This window comes from Haliea sp. E17, from assembly GCF_048323675.1.
Classification (GTDB): Bacteria; Pseudomonadota; Gammaproteobacteria; order Pseudomonadales; family Halieaceae; genus Mangrovimicrobium.
This window is the reverse complement of the sequence record NZ_JBLWFK010000008.1, coordinates 15,731-31,692: the sequence shown is the minus strand read 5'-3', so window position 1 is coordinate 31,692 and position 15,962 is coordinate 15,731. Positions and strand designations below refer to the sequence as shown.

The window sequence follows — 15,962 nt, the reverse complement described above, 5'->3', positions numbered from 1 at the left end:
AGGCTCCCGGTCACATGCGGAACACGCCGAAGCGTGTTGCCTCGGCGGGCTTGTTGAGGGCGGCCGATAGCGCCAGGCCCAGGGTCATGCGGGTCTCGGCGGGGTCGATCACGCCGTCGTCCCACAGCCGCGCGGAGGCGTAGTAGGGATGGCCCTGTTTCTCGTAGGTGTCGAGGATGGGCTTCTTGTACGCCGCCTCTTCCTCGGCCTGCCACTCGCCGCCTTTTTTCTCGATCTGGTCGCGGCGCAGCTGGGCCATCACCCCTGCCGCCTGCTCGCCGCCCATCACCGAGATGCGCGCATTGGGCCACATGAACAGGAAGCGTGGGTCGTAGGCGCGGCCGCACATGCCGTAGTTGCCCGCGCCGAAGGAGCCGCCGATCAGCACGGTCAGCTTGGGCACCTTGGCGGAGGCCACCGCGGTGACCATCTTGGCGCCGTGCTTGGCGATACCGCCGGCCTCGTACTGGCGGCCGACCATGAAGCCGGTGATGTTCTGCAGGAACACCAGCGGGATGCCGCGCTGTGCGCACAGTTCGATGAAGTGGGCGCCCTTCATGGCGGACTCGCCAAAGAGAATGCCGTTGTTGCCGATGATGCCCACCGGGTAGCCATAGATGCGGGCGAAGCCGGTGATGAGGGTGGTGCCGTACAGCGCCTTGAACTCGTCGAACTCGGAGCCGTCGACGATGCGGGCGATGATCTCGCGCACGTCGTAGGGCTTGCGCGGGTCTTTCGGCACGATGCCGTAGATGTCCTCCGCCGGGTACAGCGGTTCCACCACCTCGGCGAGGTCGAGGGAGACCGGCTTGACGCGGTTCAGGCGAGAGACGCTCTGGCGCACCAGCTGCAGGGCGTGGTGGTCGTTCTGGGCATAGTGGTCGGCGACGCCGGAGGTGCGGCAGTGGACGTCGGCACCGCCGAGGTCCTCGGCGCTGACCACCTCACCGGTGGCGGCCTTCACCAGCGGCGGGCCGCCGAGGAAGATGGTGCCCTGCTCGCGCACGATCACCGACTCGTCGGCCATCGCCGGCACGTAGGCGCCGCCGGCGGTGCAGGAACCCATGACGCAGGCGATCTGCGGGATGTTCTGCGCCGACATGTTGGCCTGGTTGAAGAAGATGCGGCCGAAGTGCTCGCGGTCCGGGAACACGTCGTCCTGGCGCGGCAGGTTGGCGCCGCCGGAATCCACCAGGTAGATGCAGGGCAGGTGGTTCTGCTCGGCGATGGTCTGGGCGCGGATGTGTTTCTTTACCGTCAGCGGGTAGTAGGAGCCGCCCTTCACCGTGGCGTCGTTGGCGACGATCAGGCACTCCTGCCCGGACACCCGGCCGATGCCGGTGATGATGCCCGCCGCCGGGACCTCCTCGTCGTAGACCTCGTAGGCCGCCAGCTGGGACAGTTCGAGGAAGGGCGAACCCGGGTCGAGAAGGGCGTTGATGCGCTCGCGGGGCAGCAGCTTGCCGCGGGAGGTGTGGCGCTCCTGGTATTCGCTGCCGCCCCCGAGCTTGATCGCCTCGAGCTTCTCTCGCAGGTCGTTCACCTGCGCCTGCATGTGCGCGGCGTTCTCGGCGAACTCCTCGCTGCGGGTGTTTATCGATGATTTGATGGTGGCCATAGTACTTTCCCTTGATGGGCAGTTCGGTCGGTGATGATTCGTCGTGTGCTACTGCTGATCGTTATCTTCCGGCGCCCTTGCCGGTCTTTTTCCCGCTGGAGGCCGCCATGGCTTCCAACGCCTTGTCCTCGGCCTCGCGCAGTTCCAGCATCATGACTTCGATGTCGTGCAGCTGCTGTTCGAGCTGGTGGCGCTTTTCCCGGATTTTCGCCAGCAGCGAGTTGTACTGGTCGGTATTGCCGTGGGCCGGGTCGTACATCTCGATGATCGAGCGGCTCTCGTCGAGCGAGAAGCCCAGGCGCTTGCCGCGCAGGATCAGTTTGAGCTTGGTGCGGTCCGCGGGGGTGTAGACCCGCACACTACCCTGTCGCCGCGGTTGCAGCAGGCCCTTTTCTTCGTAGAAACGAATCGTGCGGGTAGTGATGTCGAATTCCGCGGCGAGGTCGGAAATGGTGTAGCTGGCGGCCATGGGCTGTCTGGCGTCTGTTTATTCTCAGGTTGCGGAAGTGTAAGTAACGTTAACGTTAACGTCAATCAACGCTGGTGAGTATTACCATCAGGTCACAAGGGTCCCGAATTGTTGCGGGGCGTGCTAGTCTGCCTGCCAATTCGCCAGGCTACCCAGCAATAAGGAGAACAATCGATGAGTGACACCGCGACTGTCAGCCCCATGCACACCGGCATCTGCGTGAGCGACCTGCAGCAATCCGAGCAGTTTTACAGCCAGGCCCTCGGTTTCACCGCCGATGTCAAAATGGACGGCCTCGGCGAGCCCCTGGACCATTTGCTGGAATTGCCGGGGCAGACGGTGGATGTCTGCCAGCTGCAACTGGGCGGCATGCGCATCGAACTGGTGAAAACCAGTGGCGGCGCCACCGGCTCCAGCGGGCGGCGGCCGATGAATCAGCGCGGGCTCACTCACCTGACGTTCCAGGTCACCGGTATCGAGGAGGTTATGGAACGGGTGAAGGCCAATGGCGGGCAGGTACACATGGAGACCTGGATCGATTCCGCCTTCGGCAAGATCGTGTTCTGCACAGACCCGGACGGCACACGTATCGAACTGATGCAGGCGCCCGGCTAAGGCCCGGAACGGGGTCAGATTCACGCCGAACGGGGTCAGAGTCAAGACTCTGACCCCTGGCAAAGTGCCCCTCACTCCCTCACGAAGTACCCCGCTTCCGCACTCCCCCCTCACTGCGGGCCAGTCAACAGCGTACGGATCAACTGCTCGCGCTGGCTGGTGCCGAGTTTTTCATAGGTCCGGCGCACGTAACTCTCGGCGGTATTGCGGCTGATGCCGAGGTGGTCGGCGATGGCCTCATAGGGTTTCCCGACCCCCAGCAGCACAGCCACCTGCCGCTCGCGACCGGACAGCCGGAAGTGGCCCGATGCCCGCCAGAGCCTTGCGGCCATCGAGCCGCGCCGGTGCACCGTGACCGCCACCTGGGTGTCGCTGCCGCTGGCGACTGCGCGCATCGCGAGGGGCCGAAACACGAACTCACCGCGCTGGTTGGTCACCGTGATTTCTCCCCCCGGGGATCGCTCACGGGCGCGGGCGGCCAGCGCTGCGGGCAGGGACAGGCGAAGTTCCGCCGGCCGGTGATCCAGGCCGTCGGCGCGCGTCGCCTCGTGGAACAGGTGCAGGCCCAGGTTGCAGCCGTGCTGTAGCCGCCCGGCGCGGTCGAGAAGTATGAAGCCCGTTTCGGTGTTGTCCGACAAACCGCCGTTGATCAACCGCGCGACGCGCTCCAGTTCGAAGGCGTGGCCGAGGTGCCGGGCGGCGTTCAGTAAGAGTTCTTCTTCCTTTTCGGAATGGGGGCGGTCGCCCCGCCGACGCGACAGCGCCAGCATGCCGTGGCGGCGGTCGCCGTCGATGACCGAGACGCGGGTGAGATGGCGCAGGCCGAAGGGGGCCAGCAGCTCGCTGTACATGGCGGATTGTGTCGGCCGGCTTCCATGCCTGGAAAAATTCACCAGGGGAATTCCGGCCCGCAGCATTGTGGTGAAGGTCGGCCCCAGTTCGGCTTCGCGCCGGTTGTAGAACTCCTGTGCGTACAGGTTCGGGCAATCCGCGGGGAGGTCTTCGAGGATGTAGGAGTTTTCCGCCTCGCCGCGCGGGTTGCTCCAGACGAAGCAGGTCATGCCGCCGCCGAGCATGCTCTCAAGCAGGCCAAGGGCGAGCGGTACGACTTCACTGGTGGGGAGCCCCAGTGAGCACAACTGCTCGTATTCGCTCATCCGGCGACGCATATAGTGATTGTCCCCCTGGTTGGACCGGATATCCCGCTGCGGGCATGGTCGAAAGTCGATTGTCTTCCGTCTCTGTCCGGTCTTCAAGATACCCGCAAGATGCCGCAAACGGCCCGTTTGCCACTTGCAGCCGTGGCATACGCCGGCGGGCAGATTGCGCACTATTGCATTGCCCGCACAGGGCGATAACTACTATAGACGGGGAATATCCATGGATTGCAAACCAGGGGCCGGTCGCGCGCCGATCCCGGCCTTGATGGCCGCCCTGCTGCTGTCATTGCCGGCATATGCCGCCACCATCACGGTCAACGTCGGCAGCGACGAGGACGCAGCCAACGGCAGCTGCTCGCTGCGCGAGGCGATCATCGCAGCGAACACTGACGCCGACTACAACGGCTGTGTCGGCGCGGCCGCCTACGGAACCGATGTCATTGTCTTCGCCATCCCCGGGGCCGGGCCGCATATCATCAGCCTGGCTACCGCGCTGCCGGACATCACGACACCGGTGCAGATCTATGGCTACAGCCAGGCGGGATCCAGCATGAACAATACCGCCTCGGGCACCAATGCGGTGCTCCAGGTTGGCATCGCCAATGGCGCAGGGGTGGCCAACGGTTTCACCTTCGGTATTGGCGCCGCCGGCAGCAGCCTGGCCGGCCTGCGCATCACCGGTTTCAGTGGCCCAGGCGTTCTTGTCACCGCCGTGTCAGATGTCACTGTCTCGGGGAACTTCATCGGCACCGACGGCGTGAACGACCTCGGCAACGCAATCGGTGTCTATGCCCTGAACGGGGCCAGCAATATCACCATCGGCGGCCCGGCCGAGGCCCAACGTAATCTTATCTCGGGAAACAACGCCCACGGCGTGTTGCTGCAGAATCCCACGACGGGCAACGTCACCATCCAGAACAACCTCATCGGTACCACCGCCGATGGCAACACTCCCCTGTTTGGCGCATCGGGGATTTACCTGGGAGCCGCGGGCAGTGACATCGCCATCACCGGCAATGTCATCGGGGGCGAGGAGGGTATTCGCATCTGGGGCGGTAGTGACAGCGTCGCGATTACCGCCAACTCGATCGGCGTCGGTGTGGACGGCAGCACGGATATCGGTGGTGCCGACAATGGTATATACATCAGGACGTTCCTCGGCGGGACACCGCACCACAACGTCATCGGCGGCACCAATCCCGCGGACGGCAACCTGATCGCCAATTGGGGTAGCGATGGCGTAAACATCGAAAGAGACGACGCCGCCACGGCGTTCCCCTATGGCAACCAGATACTCGGCAACCGTATCGCGGCGAACGGCGGGCTCGGCATCAACCTGGTCGACAGCGCCGGGGGCACGGGTGCCGGTGCGAACCCCAATGACATCGATGACACCGACGACGGCCCCAACGGCTACCAGAATTTTCCGCTTATTACCGCGGCGACGACCAATGGCGTGAACACTGCCGTGAGCTTCTCCCTCGATGGCCCCCCGACCGGCAGCAACTACCGGCTGGAGTTCTTTTCCAGCCCGTCCTGCGATACCAGTGGTTACGGTGAAGGCGCGGTATACCTTGGCGCAAGCAACTGGCTGAGCGGCGATGGCGACGTGGACGGGACAGGAAACTCGCTGCCGGCGACCACCCCCGGGGAATACATAAGCGCCACCGCTACCCTTCTGGATACGGATGAGACCTCGGAGTTCTCCGCCTGCTACCGAGTCACCAGTGGCGCAGTGACCAGCGGTGGCGTCGCTTCCCCGGCGGGTGATATCGATTCCATTCCGACCCTGCCGGCCTGGGGGCTGGTGTTGCTGTCACTTATCCTGACGGGCACGGCCGGCACCTTCTCGCGAACCGGGGTCAGGTTCACGCCGAACCGCCCGACGGGGTCAGAGTCATGACTTCGACCCTTACCCGGGGGGAGGGGGAGGGCCAGGTTGATGCCCAGCGGGGTCAGGGTCATGGCTCTGACCCCTCGCTGCCCGAGCACGAAAACGGAGCAATCTTCGCCCCGATATGGTGCGCGATCACGGCGCCTTTCGGTATCCGGGTCCGGAATACTCACCGGATCAGGGCGTTTCGGCAAGTTGGCACGAATCCTGTCTAACAAAACCTGCAAGGCTCTTGGCTCCATGGCCAATGCACAAAGTTTTAAGTAAACTGCTCGACCAATAGGACGCTAGGGTTCCGGTCAATCACCGCGCGGTGGCTGATGTCTGGTCCGAGAGCATCCGACCTGTTTGGCTCATTGCGGCTGGTTTTTCCAGCGCGGGTTCCGAAGGGGTTACACGGCGGGATAAAAGCCCGGGAGATCTGTTTGGCACTGTATGGCCAAGAGTTCTCTGCGTAACCCATACGGTGGATACGGTGCAATCGTTTGCGATGGCACCGTGATACTGGAAACCAACGGAACCCCGGAGGTCCGCAATGAAGCGTCTCACCCTTCTGCTGTTTGTCCTGACTCTGTCATCTGCCGCGAGTGCCAGGGACAGCTTTAAAATCTGCTGGTCCATCTACGTCGGCTGGATGCCCTGGGCCTACGGTGCAGAACAAGGCATCGTCAAGAAATGGGGCGATAAATACGGCATCGATATCGAAGTCGTGCAGATCAACGACTACATCGAGTCGGTCAACCAGTACACCATGGGCGAATTCGACGCCTGCACCATGACCAATATGGACGCACTGACCATCCCCGCGGTGGGCGGTGTCGACAGCACCGCGCTGATCGTCGGCGACTACTCCAACGGCAACGACGGTGTGGTGCTCAAGGGCAAGGACGAGCTGGCGCAGATCAAGGGCCAGAACGTCAACCTGGTCGAGCTGAGCGTCTCCCACTACCTCCTCGCCCGCGGCCTCGAGACGGTCGGCCTGAAGGAAGCCGATGTCACGGTGGTGAATACTTCGGATGCGGATATCGTCGCCGCCTACGGCACCCCGGACGTGACCGCGGTGGTGACCTGGAACCCGCTGCTGGGCGAAGTCGAGGCCATGCCCGACAGCCACAAGGTTTTCGATTCCTCGCAAATTCCCGGTGAAATCCTCGACCTGCTGGTGATCAACACCGAAACCCTGCAGGCCAATCCCGACCTGGGCAAGGCGCTGGTCGGCGCCTGGTACGAGATCATGGGCACCATGTCCGGAACGGATGTCGCCGCGACCGATGCCAAGACCATGATGGCTACTGCATCCGGCACCGACCTCGCCGGATACGACGCGCAACTGGCCAGCACCGAAATGTTCTATACCCCTGAAGCGGCACTGGAACTGGTGAACAGCGGCGAGCTGGTCGACACCATGAAGAAGGTGGCGGAGTTCTCCTTCGACCACGGCCTGCTCGGCGTCGGTGTTCCCAGTGCCGAGTTTGTCGGTATCGAGATGCCCGCGGGCATCTACGGCGACACCGGCAACGTGGCCCTGCGCTTCGACCCGTCCTACATGCAGATGGCGGCGGACGGTGAACTCGACGGCGGCACCGAGTAATGCAACGCCTGGTCAATCTCAGGCCCGGTAGGGCCGGCGCGCTGTTTCTCGGCATGGCGCCGTTCCTGTTGATCCTGCTGGTGTATATCACCGGTTCACAGGCCCGCCTGGCGGAAAACGAGAAGGACAAGCTGTTGCCTTCCTTTTCCCAGATGGGTGAAGCGATGCAGCGCATCGCGGTGGAACCGAGCAAGCGCACCGGCAAGATCGATTTCTGGCAGGATACCGGCAGCAGCCTGCGGCGCCTGGGCCTGGGTGTGGCGATCGCCGCGCTGGTCGGGCTGACGCTGGGTGTGTTTACCGGGGCGATCCCGATGGTGGGGGCGACTATCTCGCCCCTGCTGACGGTGATTTCCCTGGTACCACCGCTGGCGCTGCTGCCGATCCTGTTTATCGTCTTCGGCCTCGGCGAAGTCTCCAAGGTGGCACTGATCGCCATCGGTATCGCGCCCTTCATCGCCCGGGACATGTTGCAGCGCACCCGTGAGATTCCCGCGGAGCAGCTGGTCAAGGCGCAGACCCTCGGCGCCAACAGCGCGCAGATCATCACCCGGGTGATCCTGCCCCAGCTGATGCCGCGGCTGACCGAGTCGGTGCGCCTGTCCCTGGGCACCGCCTGGCTGTTTCTGATCTCGGCGGAAGCAATCGCCTCCACCGATGGCCTCGGCTACCGCATCTTCCTGGTCCGCCGCTACATGTCCATGGACATCATCCTGCCCTACGTGGTCTGGATTACCCTGCTGGCCTTCCTCTTCGACTTCCTGCTGCGCCACGCCAACCGCAAGCTCTTCCCCTGGTACGAGCAAGGGGGTGCGGCATGATCGAGTTGCGCAATATCTGGAAGAGCTATGACGACGTGCAGGTGCTGGAAGGCCTGAACAACACGGTGAAGGAAGGCGAGTTCGTCACCATGGTCGGTGCCTCCGGCTGCGGCAAGAGCACCTTCCTGAAAATGCTGCTGGGCACGGAGGTGCCCACCCAGGGCGAACTGCTGCTTGACGGGAAGCCGATCCCCGATGAGCCGGGGCCGGACCGCGGCATCGTGTTCCAGCAGTACTCCGTGTTTCCGCACATGACAGTCCTGGATAACGTGATAGCCGCCTGTGCCTTCCGCCGCCCCGGCATCACCGGCCGACTGTTTGGCGCGGCGAAAAGGGAGGCGAAGGCAAAAGCGCTGGAACTGCTGGAGCGAGTCGGCCTGCAGCACGCCTGCGACCGTTACCCGCACATGCTCTCCGGGGGCATGAAGCAGCGCCTCGCCATTGCCCAGGCCCTGATCAACCGGCCGCGCATCCTGCTGCTGGACGAACCCTTCGGGGCACTCGACCCGGGTATCCGCGCCGACATGCACGAACTGGTGCTGCAACTGTGGCGCGAGAACAACCTGACCGTGTTCATGGTGACCCACGACCTGAAGGAGGGCTTCTACCTCGGCACCCGCCTCTGGGTGTTCGACAAGCTGCGCCAGGACCCGCAGGCGCCGGGAGCCTACGGCGCGACCATTACCTACGACCTGCCGGTGGGCAGGACCGACCGCGAACTCTACCGGGAAATCCGCAGCGGCATGATCGAGGACGCCCGCCGCCAGGACGGCCTCGACAACCTGCCTGAGAATCCGGAGGGGGCGGAACCCTCACAGTCAGAACCTGCCGGAGGTAACGCGCAATGACTGATTACACCTACAGCACCGATATACCCGGCGGCGGGCACTGGTCTTTCCGCATGCGCCGGGGCACCCAGTTGCGCCTGACCGACCTGCTCGGCGGCGCCAACGTGGGCATGCTGTTCTACAACCCGGAAAACCTGCTGGAGCGCTACAACGCGCCGGATACCCTGAAATGCCAGCACACCTTCAAGCTGACCCGCGGCAACTGCCTGTACTCGGACATGGGACGGGTGTTCGCCTCGATCATCGCCGACGATTGCGGCTGGCATGAAACCGTTTGCGGCAACAGCCATGCCGCCCATATCGCGGCGGCGTGGGGCGGCAGGGATTACCAGAACGACCGCAATGACTGGCAGCAGAACGGCAACGACGCCTTCCTGGTGGAGCTGGAAAAGTACGGCCTGAACGCGCAGGACCTGGCCGCCAATATCAACTGGTTCAGCAAGGTCGTTACCGATGCCCAGGGCAATATTTCCCTCGATACGTCGGCCACTGCCGCCGGCGCTCAGGTGGTGCTGCGCTTCGAGATGGATACCCTGGTGGTGCTGCATACCTGTCCCCATCCCCTGAGCCGCGCGGCGTCTTATCCCGCGCTGCCGGTGCGGCTGGAACTGGGGCTGGCGGCGCCGGTCAGCGAGGACGACTACTGCCGCAACTGGTGCGAGGAAAACCAGCGCGGCTTCCAGAATAACGCGCTCTACTACCTCGGCGCCCAGGCGACAGCAGGTGGAAACCTCCCATGATTACTGAATCCCGATACGATGCGGCGCAGGCCAGCTTCCGCCAGGTAGTGGCTGCGGGCGACTACTGGCTCGGCCGGGTGAACCGGGGCCAGGTGCTGCGGATACTGGACCTCGAGGGTAACCAGGCCGCGGATACCCTGTTCTACAGTGCCGATACGCCGGCGGAGCGCTACTCGGCGATGGACACCGTGCGCGAGCAGGGCAATGTCTACCTGACCAGCGGCAGCGTGCTGCGCTCCAACCTCAACCAGCCGATGCTGGAGATCATCGCCGACACCTGCGGCCGCCATGACACCCTCGGCGGCGCCTGTGCGACAGAGAGCAACACGGTGCGTTACTCGCTGGAAAAACGCTGCATGCACGCCTGCCGCGACAGCTGGATGCTGGCGCTGGCGGAGCATCCGGAGTACGGCCTGGACAAGCGCGATATCGGCCACAACATCAACTTCTTCATGAACGTGCCGATTACCGAGGAGGGCGGACTGACCTTCGCCGATGGTATCTCGGCGCCGGGCAAGTACGTGGAGATGCGCGCATGCATGGACGTGCTGGTGCTGATCTCCAACTGCCCGCAACTGAACAACCCCTGTAACGGCTACAACCCGACGCCGATTGAAGTCCTGGTCTGGAACCAGTGACAGGCAGCGGCTGAACGACCCATCACAGCACTTCAGTGGACGGCCACTGTCGTAATTTTCCCGGGACGGCCCGGACTGGAAATGACATGTTCGACAAGGTCCTGATCGCCAATCGCGGTGCCATCGCGGTACGTATCATCCGCACCTTGAAACAGCTGGGTATCGCCTCGGTGGCGGTGTACGCGGAATCCGATGCCCAGAGCCTGCACGTGCGCCTGGCCGACGAAGCCTGGCCACTGGGCGAGGGCACCGCCGCCGACACCTACCTGAACGTCGACAAACTATTCGCCATCGTGCGCCAGTCCGGTGCCGGGGCCATCCACCCGGGCTACGGCTTCCTCAGCGAGAACGCGGCTTTTGTGCGCCGCTGCGAGGCGGAGGGTATCGCCTTCGTCGGCCCCACCGCGGAGCAGATCGAAATCTTCGGCCTGAAACACCGGGCCCGTGACGTGGCGAAACAGGCCGGCGTACCGCTGCTGGAGGGCAGCGACCTGCTGGCCGACCTCGACGCGGCGAGGCAGGCGGCCCTGGCTGCCGGCTACCCGGTGATGCTCAAGACCACCGCCGGTGGCGGCGGTATCGGCATGCAGGTGTGCCGGGAGGAGGCGGAGCTGGTCGCCGCCTTCGCCTCGGTCAAGCGCCTGGGCGCCAACAACTTCTCCGACGACGGCGTGTTCGTGGAAAAATTCATCGCCCGCGCCCGCCATATCGAGGTGCAGGTCTTCGGCGACGGCGCGGGCAACGCGCTGGCCATCGGCGAGCGCGACTGCTCCTCCCAGCGGCGCAACCAGAAAGTGGTGGAGGAGTGTCCCGCACCGGGACTGGCCGACGCCGTGCGCCGCGAACTCCATGCCACCGCGGAAAAGCTGGTGTCGAGTATCGCCTACCGCAACGCGGGTACGGTGGAGTTCATCTACGACGCCGACACCGACCAGTTCTATTTCCTCGAGGTGAACACCCGCCTGCAGGTGGAGCACGGCGTCACCGAGGAGGTCTACGGTATCGACCTGGTAGCCTGGATGCTGCGCCTGGCGGCGGGCGAGGTGCCCGATCTCGAAGCGCGCCGGCAGGCGCTCAAGCCCGCGGGTCACGCGATCCAGGTGCGCATCTACGCGGAAGACCCCTACCGCGACTTCCAGCCCTGCGCGGGCCTGCTGAGCGACGTGGCTTTTCCCGAAGGCGCGGGTATCCGCATCGATCACTGGATCGAGACCGGCACCGAGGTGTCGCCCTATTTCGATCCCATGCTGGCCAAGGTGATCGTGCACGCGCCGGAGCGCAGCAGCGCCCTGCAGAAACTGCGCGAGACCCTGGCGCAGACCCGGCTCTACGGTACCGAAACCAACCTCCTGTACCTGCGCGACCTGCTGCAGGACCCGACCCTGCTCGCCGGCCAGGTGACCACCCGCTACCTCAATGACTTCGCCTGGCGCCCGGCGCGGATCGATGTCCTGCAACCGGGCACCCAGACCACCGTGCAGGACTACCCGGGCCGCAGCGGCTACTGGCATGTGGGGGTGCCGCCCTCGGGGCCCTTCGACAGCTATTCCTTCCGCCTGGGCAATCGCCTGCTCGGCAACGCCGCGGACGCGCCGGGCCTGGAGATCACCCTGCAGGGCCCGTCCCTGCAGTTCAGCCGCGATACCCGGGTTGTGATCACCGGCGCGGATTGTGCGCCGACACTGGATAAGGCGCCGGTGGCCCTGTGGGAAGTGCTGCCGGTCAAGGCCGGCCAGGTACTGGACTGCGGCCGCATCCGCGGCGGCGGTGCGCGCTCCTATCTCTGCGTGGAGGGAGGCATCGACTGCCCCGAATACCTCGGTTCGCGCTCTACCTTTACCCTGGGGCAGTTCGGTGGCCACAACGGCCGCGCCCTGCGCACCGGTGACGTCCTGCGCCTGGCCGCAGCAGCACAGGGCGAGGCCGTGGCGGGTGCCCGCGTACCCGCTGTGCTGTGCCCGGAGATCGACGGTGAATGGCAGCTGCGGGTGATCTATGGCCCCCACGGCGCGCCGGACTTCTTCACCGACGCTGACATCGAGACCTTTTTCGCCCACAGCTGGGAGGTGCACTACAACTCCAGCCGCACCGGTGTGCGCCTGGTCGGGCCGAAACCGCAATGGGCGCGCGCGGACGGCGGCGAAGCGGGCCTGCACCCCTCCAACATCCACGACAACGCCTACGCCTTCGGCACGGTGGATTTCACCGGCGACATGCCGGTGATCCTCGGTCCCGACGGCCCCTCGCTGGGCGGTTTCGTCTGCCCGGCCACGGTGATCCAGGCGGACCTGTGGAAGCTCGGGCAACTGAAGGCCGGTGACCGGCTGCGTTTCGTTCCGGTTTCGCTGGCGGCTGCGCGCGCGCTGGAGCGGGCGCAGCAGGCGCAGGTGGAAGCGCTGGCGCCGGTGGCGGTGGACTGGGCGCCGGTGGCGCCGCACAGCCCGGTGCTGAAGACGTTTCCGGCGGAAGTCTTTGGCGAAGAGATCGTCTGCCGCGCCGCCGGCGATCACTTCCTGCTGGTCGAGTACGGGGAAAAGGCGCTGGATATCCGCCTGCGCTTTCGCGCCCACGCGCTGATGCAGTGGCTGCAGCAGAACCCGCTGCCGGGGGTGCGCGAACTGACCCCGGGCATCCGCTCGCTGCAGATTCACTACGACGGCCTGCAGCTCGATCATCAGGCGCTGCTGGTGCACCTGGAAAAGGCGGAAACCGCGCTGTCGCAACAGCTCGACGAGATGCGGGTGCCCTCGCGCATCGTGCACATCCCGCTGTCCTGGGACGACGAGGCCTGCCGCCTGGCCATCGAGAAATACGACCGCACGGTGCGCGCCAACGCGCCCTGGTGTCCCAGTAACCTGGAGTTCATCCGCCGTATCAACGGGCTGGAGTCCATCGACGCGGTCAAACGGATCGTCTTCGACGCCTCCTACCTGGTGATGGGGCTGGGCGATGTCTACCTCGGCGCGCCGGTGGCGACCCCGGTCAACCCCGCCCACCGCCTGGTGACCACCAAGTACAACCCGGCGCGCACCTGGACCGCGGAAAACTCCGTGGGCATCGGCGGCTCGTATCTCTGTGTCTACGGTATGGAGGGGCCCGGGGGTTACCAGTTCGTCGGCCGCACCCTGCAGATGTGGAACCGCTACCGGCAGACCGCGGAATTCAGCCAGCCCTGGCTGCTGCGCTTCTTCGACCAGATCCGCTTCTACGAGGTGAGCGCTGAAGAGTTGCAGCAGATTCGCCGGGACTTCCCGCTGGGTAACTACCCGTTGCGCATCGAGGAGACCTGGTTCAGCCTCGGCGACTACAACGCCCTGCTCGACAGCGAAGCCGCCGACATCGCGCGCTTCCGCCAGCAGCGTATCGCCGCATTCGAGCAGGAACTGAAGGACTGGCACGCCACTGGCCAGTTCAATTTCGCGGTGGAGGAGAGCGCCGGTGCGGTACAGGAACACGAATGGGAGGAGGGCACCACGGTGCTGGATTCGCCGGTGTCGGGCAGTGTCTGGCAGGTGCAGGTGAGCGCGGGCCAGCAGGTGCGCGAGGGCGAAGTCCTGATGGTACTGGAGTCCATGAAGATGGAGATTCCGCTGCTGGCGCCGACCGCGGGCACCGTGAGCAAGGTGCTGCTGGAGGAGGGCGGCCGCATTCGCGCGGGCCAGGCGCTGCTGGCGCTGGAAACCAATGACAACGGAGATTTGAGTTGATGGACATGAATATCGAAGCGCTGCAGCGGGCCTATCGCGAGGGCACACTGACCCCGCGGGCGCTGTTGCAGCAGGTGCTGGCACAGGCCGCGGCGACAGCCCGGCACAATGCCTGGATCTACCTGTTGAGCGAGGCGGAGTTCGAGCCCTACCTGCAGGCGCTGGAAAGCACGCCAATGGACGACCTGCCCCTGTGGGGTGTGCCCTTCGCCATCAAGGACAATATCGACCTGGCCGGCATACCCACCACCGCGGGCTGCCCCGAGTTCAGTTTCATTCCCGAGCGCTCCGCAGCGGTGGTGGAACAGCTGATCGCCGCCGGCGCCATCCCGCTGGGCAAGACCAACCTCGACCAGTTCGCCACCGGCCTCAACGGTACCCGCTCACCCCACGGTCCCGGCCGCAATGCCTTCGATCCCGACTACATCAGCGGCGGCTCCAGTTCCGGTTCCGCGCTGGCGGTGGCGCTGGGCCTGGCCACTTTCAGCCTGGGCACCGACACCGCGGGCTCCGGCCGGGTGCCGGCCTGCTTCAACAACCTGGTGGGGTTGAAACCCACCAAAGGCCTGCTTTCAGCCAGCGGCATGCTGCCCGCCTGCCGCAGCCTCGACTGCATCAGCATCTTTACCCTCAATGCCGACGACGCCAACGCGGTGCTCGCGGTGGCCGAGGGCGAGGATGCGGCGGACGGCTACAGCCGCCCCAATACCTTTGCCAACCGCGCCCGCCACTACGGCCTGCGCAGCGGGCCGCTGCGGGTCGGCGTGGTGCCCGAACACCAGCTCAGGTTTTTCGGTGACGGGGCCTACCAGCAGGCCTGGCAGCAGACCCTGGAGCGCCTCTCCGCCGATGGCTTTGAGCTGGTCGAGATCGACTACGCGCCCTTCGACGAGGCGGCACTGCTGCTCTACGAGGGGCCCTGGGTCAGCGAGCGCTATCTCGCGATCGAATCACTGATGCAGGAGAGCCCGGAAGTAGTCAATCCGGTGGTGCGCCAGATCATCGCCCAGGGCGAGGCGCCGAAGGCGACCGCCCTGTTCCGCGCCCAGTACCGGCTCGAGGAACTGCGCGGGCAGTGCATGGCGCAGATGGAGGGCCTCGACTGCCTGCTGACACCTACCGCCGGGCGCCTGTTCACCGTCGAGGAACTGCACGCGGAGCCGGTGTTCTACAACAGCCAGCTCGGTTACTACACCAACTTCATGAACCTGCTGGACATGACTGCGGTCGCGGTGCCCTCGGCCTTTACCGCTGCCGGCATGCCCTTTGGTATCAGCCTGGTCGGCAAGGCCTTCTCCGACCGCGCGCTGCTGTCCATCGCCAATCGCATCCAGCAGAGCATTCCGCTGCCCGCCGGGCGCGGCCAGTCTGTCCACCACAGCCCGGCAACGCCGGTGGCGACCGACGGGTCGCGGATCGACGTGGTGGTCTGCGGCGCCCACCTCCACGGACAGCCCCTGAACTGGCAGCTGCGCGAACGCGGCGCGACGTTTAAAGAGGCGACGCAGACCGCGCCGGTCTACCGCCTCTACGCGCTGGCCGGCGGGCCGCCGCTGCGCCCGGGGCTGGTGCTGGACGAGAGCGCCGGAGCGGCGATCGCGGTGGAGGTCTGGTCGGTGCCGGCGGCGGAGTTTGGCAGCTTCGTGGCGGGTATTCCGGCGCCGCTGGGAATCGGCAGGACGCGCCTTGCCGATGGCTCCGAAGCGAGCGGGTTTATCTGTGAACCTTATGGTATCGAAGGAGCCACCGAGATTACGGCGTTTGGCGGCTGGAAAAACTGGCTGGCTTCGCGGTAGGGAAAAAGGGGTCAGAGTCGCGACTCTGACCCCGTTCGGTAGAGAGTCAAGACTCTGCCCCTTTT

Annotated in this window: 12 protein-coding genes and 1 riboswitch; of the genes, 9 read left to right on the top strand and 3 right to left on the bottom strand. The window is 65.0% G+C overall.

The window, feature by feature from the left end:
- Positions 1 to 10 precede the first annotated feature (10 nt).
- Positions 11 to 1,618 (bottom strand): carboxyl transferase domain-containing protein, encoded by a 1,608-nt coding sequence (locus tag ACNKU3_RS18770; RefSeq protein ID WP_418261098.1) that lies wholly within the window; start codon positions 1,616 to 1,618, stop codon positions 11 to 13.
- 61 nt (positions 1,619 to 1,679) lie between these two features.
- Positions 1,680 to 2,087, bottom strand: coding sequence for a MerR family transcriptional regulator (locus ACNKU3_RS18765; protein WP_418261097.1), 408 nt, complete (start codon positions 2,085 to 2,087; stop codon positions 1,680 to 1,682).
- Positions 2,088 to 2,261: 174 nt separating this feature from the next.
- Here ACNKU3_RS18765 and ACNKU3_RS18760 point away from each other — a divergent pair, with 174 nt between their 5' ends.
- A complete protein-coding gene (locus ACNKU3_RS18760) occupies positions 2,262 to 2,702 on the top strand; it encodes a VOC family protein (RefSeq protein ID WP_418261096.1) in 441 nt (146 codons plus the stop codon).
- 110 nt (positions 2,703 to 2,812) lie between these two features.
- Here ACNKU3_RS18760 and ACNKU3_RS18755 read toward each other — a convergent pair whose 3' ends face one another.
- A complete protein-coding gene (locus tag ACNKU3_RS18755; protein WP_418261095.1) occupies positions 2,813 to 3,871 on the bottom strand; it encodes a helix-turn-helix transcriptional regulator in 1,059 nt (352 codons plus the stop codon).
- 211 nt (positions 3,872 to 4,082) lie between these two features.
- Between ACNKU3_RS18755 and ACNKU3_RS18750 the strand changes: the two genes are divergently transcribed.
- The 8 genes from ACNKU3_RS18750 to atzF all read left to right on the top strand — a co-directional run bounded on the left by ACNKU3_RS18750 (position 4,083) and on the right by atzF (position 15,897).
- On the top strand, positions 4,083 to 5,765 hold the full coding sequence (locus tag ACNKU3_RS18750) for an IPTL-CTERM sorting domain-containing protein (protein ID WP_418261094.1): 1,683 nt from the start codon (positions 4,083 to 4,085) through the stop codon (positions 5,763 to 5,765).
- 267 nt (positions 5,766 to 6,032) lie between these two features.
- Positions 6,033 to 6,177, top strand: a riboswitch (guanidine-I (ykkC/yxkD leader).
- A gap of 114 nt (positions 6,178 to 6,291) precedes the next feature.
- Positions 6,292 to 7,347 carry a putative urea ABC transporter substrate-binding protein gene (locus tag ACNKU3_RS18745; protein WP_418261093.1) on the top strand — a complete coding sequence of 352 codons (1,056 nt, stop codon included), beginning with the start codon at positions 6,292 to 6,294 and terminating at the stop codon, positions 7,345 to 7,347.
- A complete protein-coding gene (locus ACNKU3_RS18740) occupies positions 7,347 to 8,168 on the top strand; it encodes an ABC transporter permease (RefSeq protein WP_418261092.1) in 822 nt (273 codons plus the stop codon). Before ACNKU3_RS18745 ends, ACNKU3_RS18740 begins: the two co-directional genes overlap by 1 nt.
- Positions 8,165 to 9,016: an ABC transporter ATP-binding protein gene (locus ACNKU3_RS18735; protein WP_418261091.1), complete on the top strand. Its 852-nt coding sequence runs from the start codon at positions 8,165 to 8,167 to the stop codon at positions 9,014 to 9,016. The genes ACNKU3_RS18740 and ACNKU3_RS18735 overlap by 4 nt, the downstream gene beginning before the upstream one ends.
- The gene (locus ACNKU3_RS18730; protein WP_418261090.1) at positions 9,013 to 9,756 is read left to right on the top strand and encodes an urea amidolyase associated protein UAAP1; all 744 of its coding nucleotides are present in this window, start codon (positions 9,013 to 9,015) and stop codon (positions 9,754 to 9,756) included. Before ACNKU3_RS18735 ends, ACNKU3_RS18730 begins: the two co-directional genes overlap by 4 nt.
- Positions 9,753 to 10,394 (top strand): urea amidolyase associated protein UAAP2, encoded by a 642-nt coding sequence (locus tag ACNKU3_RS18725; protein WP_418261089.1) that lies wholly within the window; start codon positions 9,753 to 9,755, stop codon positions 10,392 to 10,394. Before ACNKU3_RS18730 ends, ACNKU3_RS18725 begins: the two co-directional genes overlap by 4 nt.
- Positions 10,395 to 10,480: 86 nt before the next feature.
- Complete coding sequence (uca, locus tag ACNKU3_RS18720; RefSeq protein ID WP_418261088.1) at positions 10,481 to 14,101, top strand: urea carboxylase; 3,621 nt, start codon at positions 10,481 to 10,483, stop codon at positions 14,099 to 14,101.
- Positions 14,101 to 15,897: an allophanate hydrolase gene (gene atzF / locus ACNKU3_RS18715; RefSeq protein ID WP_418261087.1), complete on the top strand. Its 1,797-nt coding sequence runs from the start codon at positions 14,101 to 14,103 to the stop codon at positions 15,895 to 15,897. Before uca ends, atzF begins: the two co-directional genes overlap by 1 nt.
- Positions 15,898 to 15,962 lie beyond the last annotated feature (65 nt).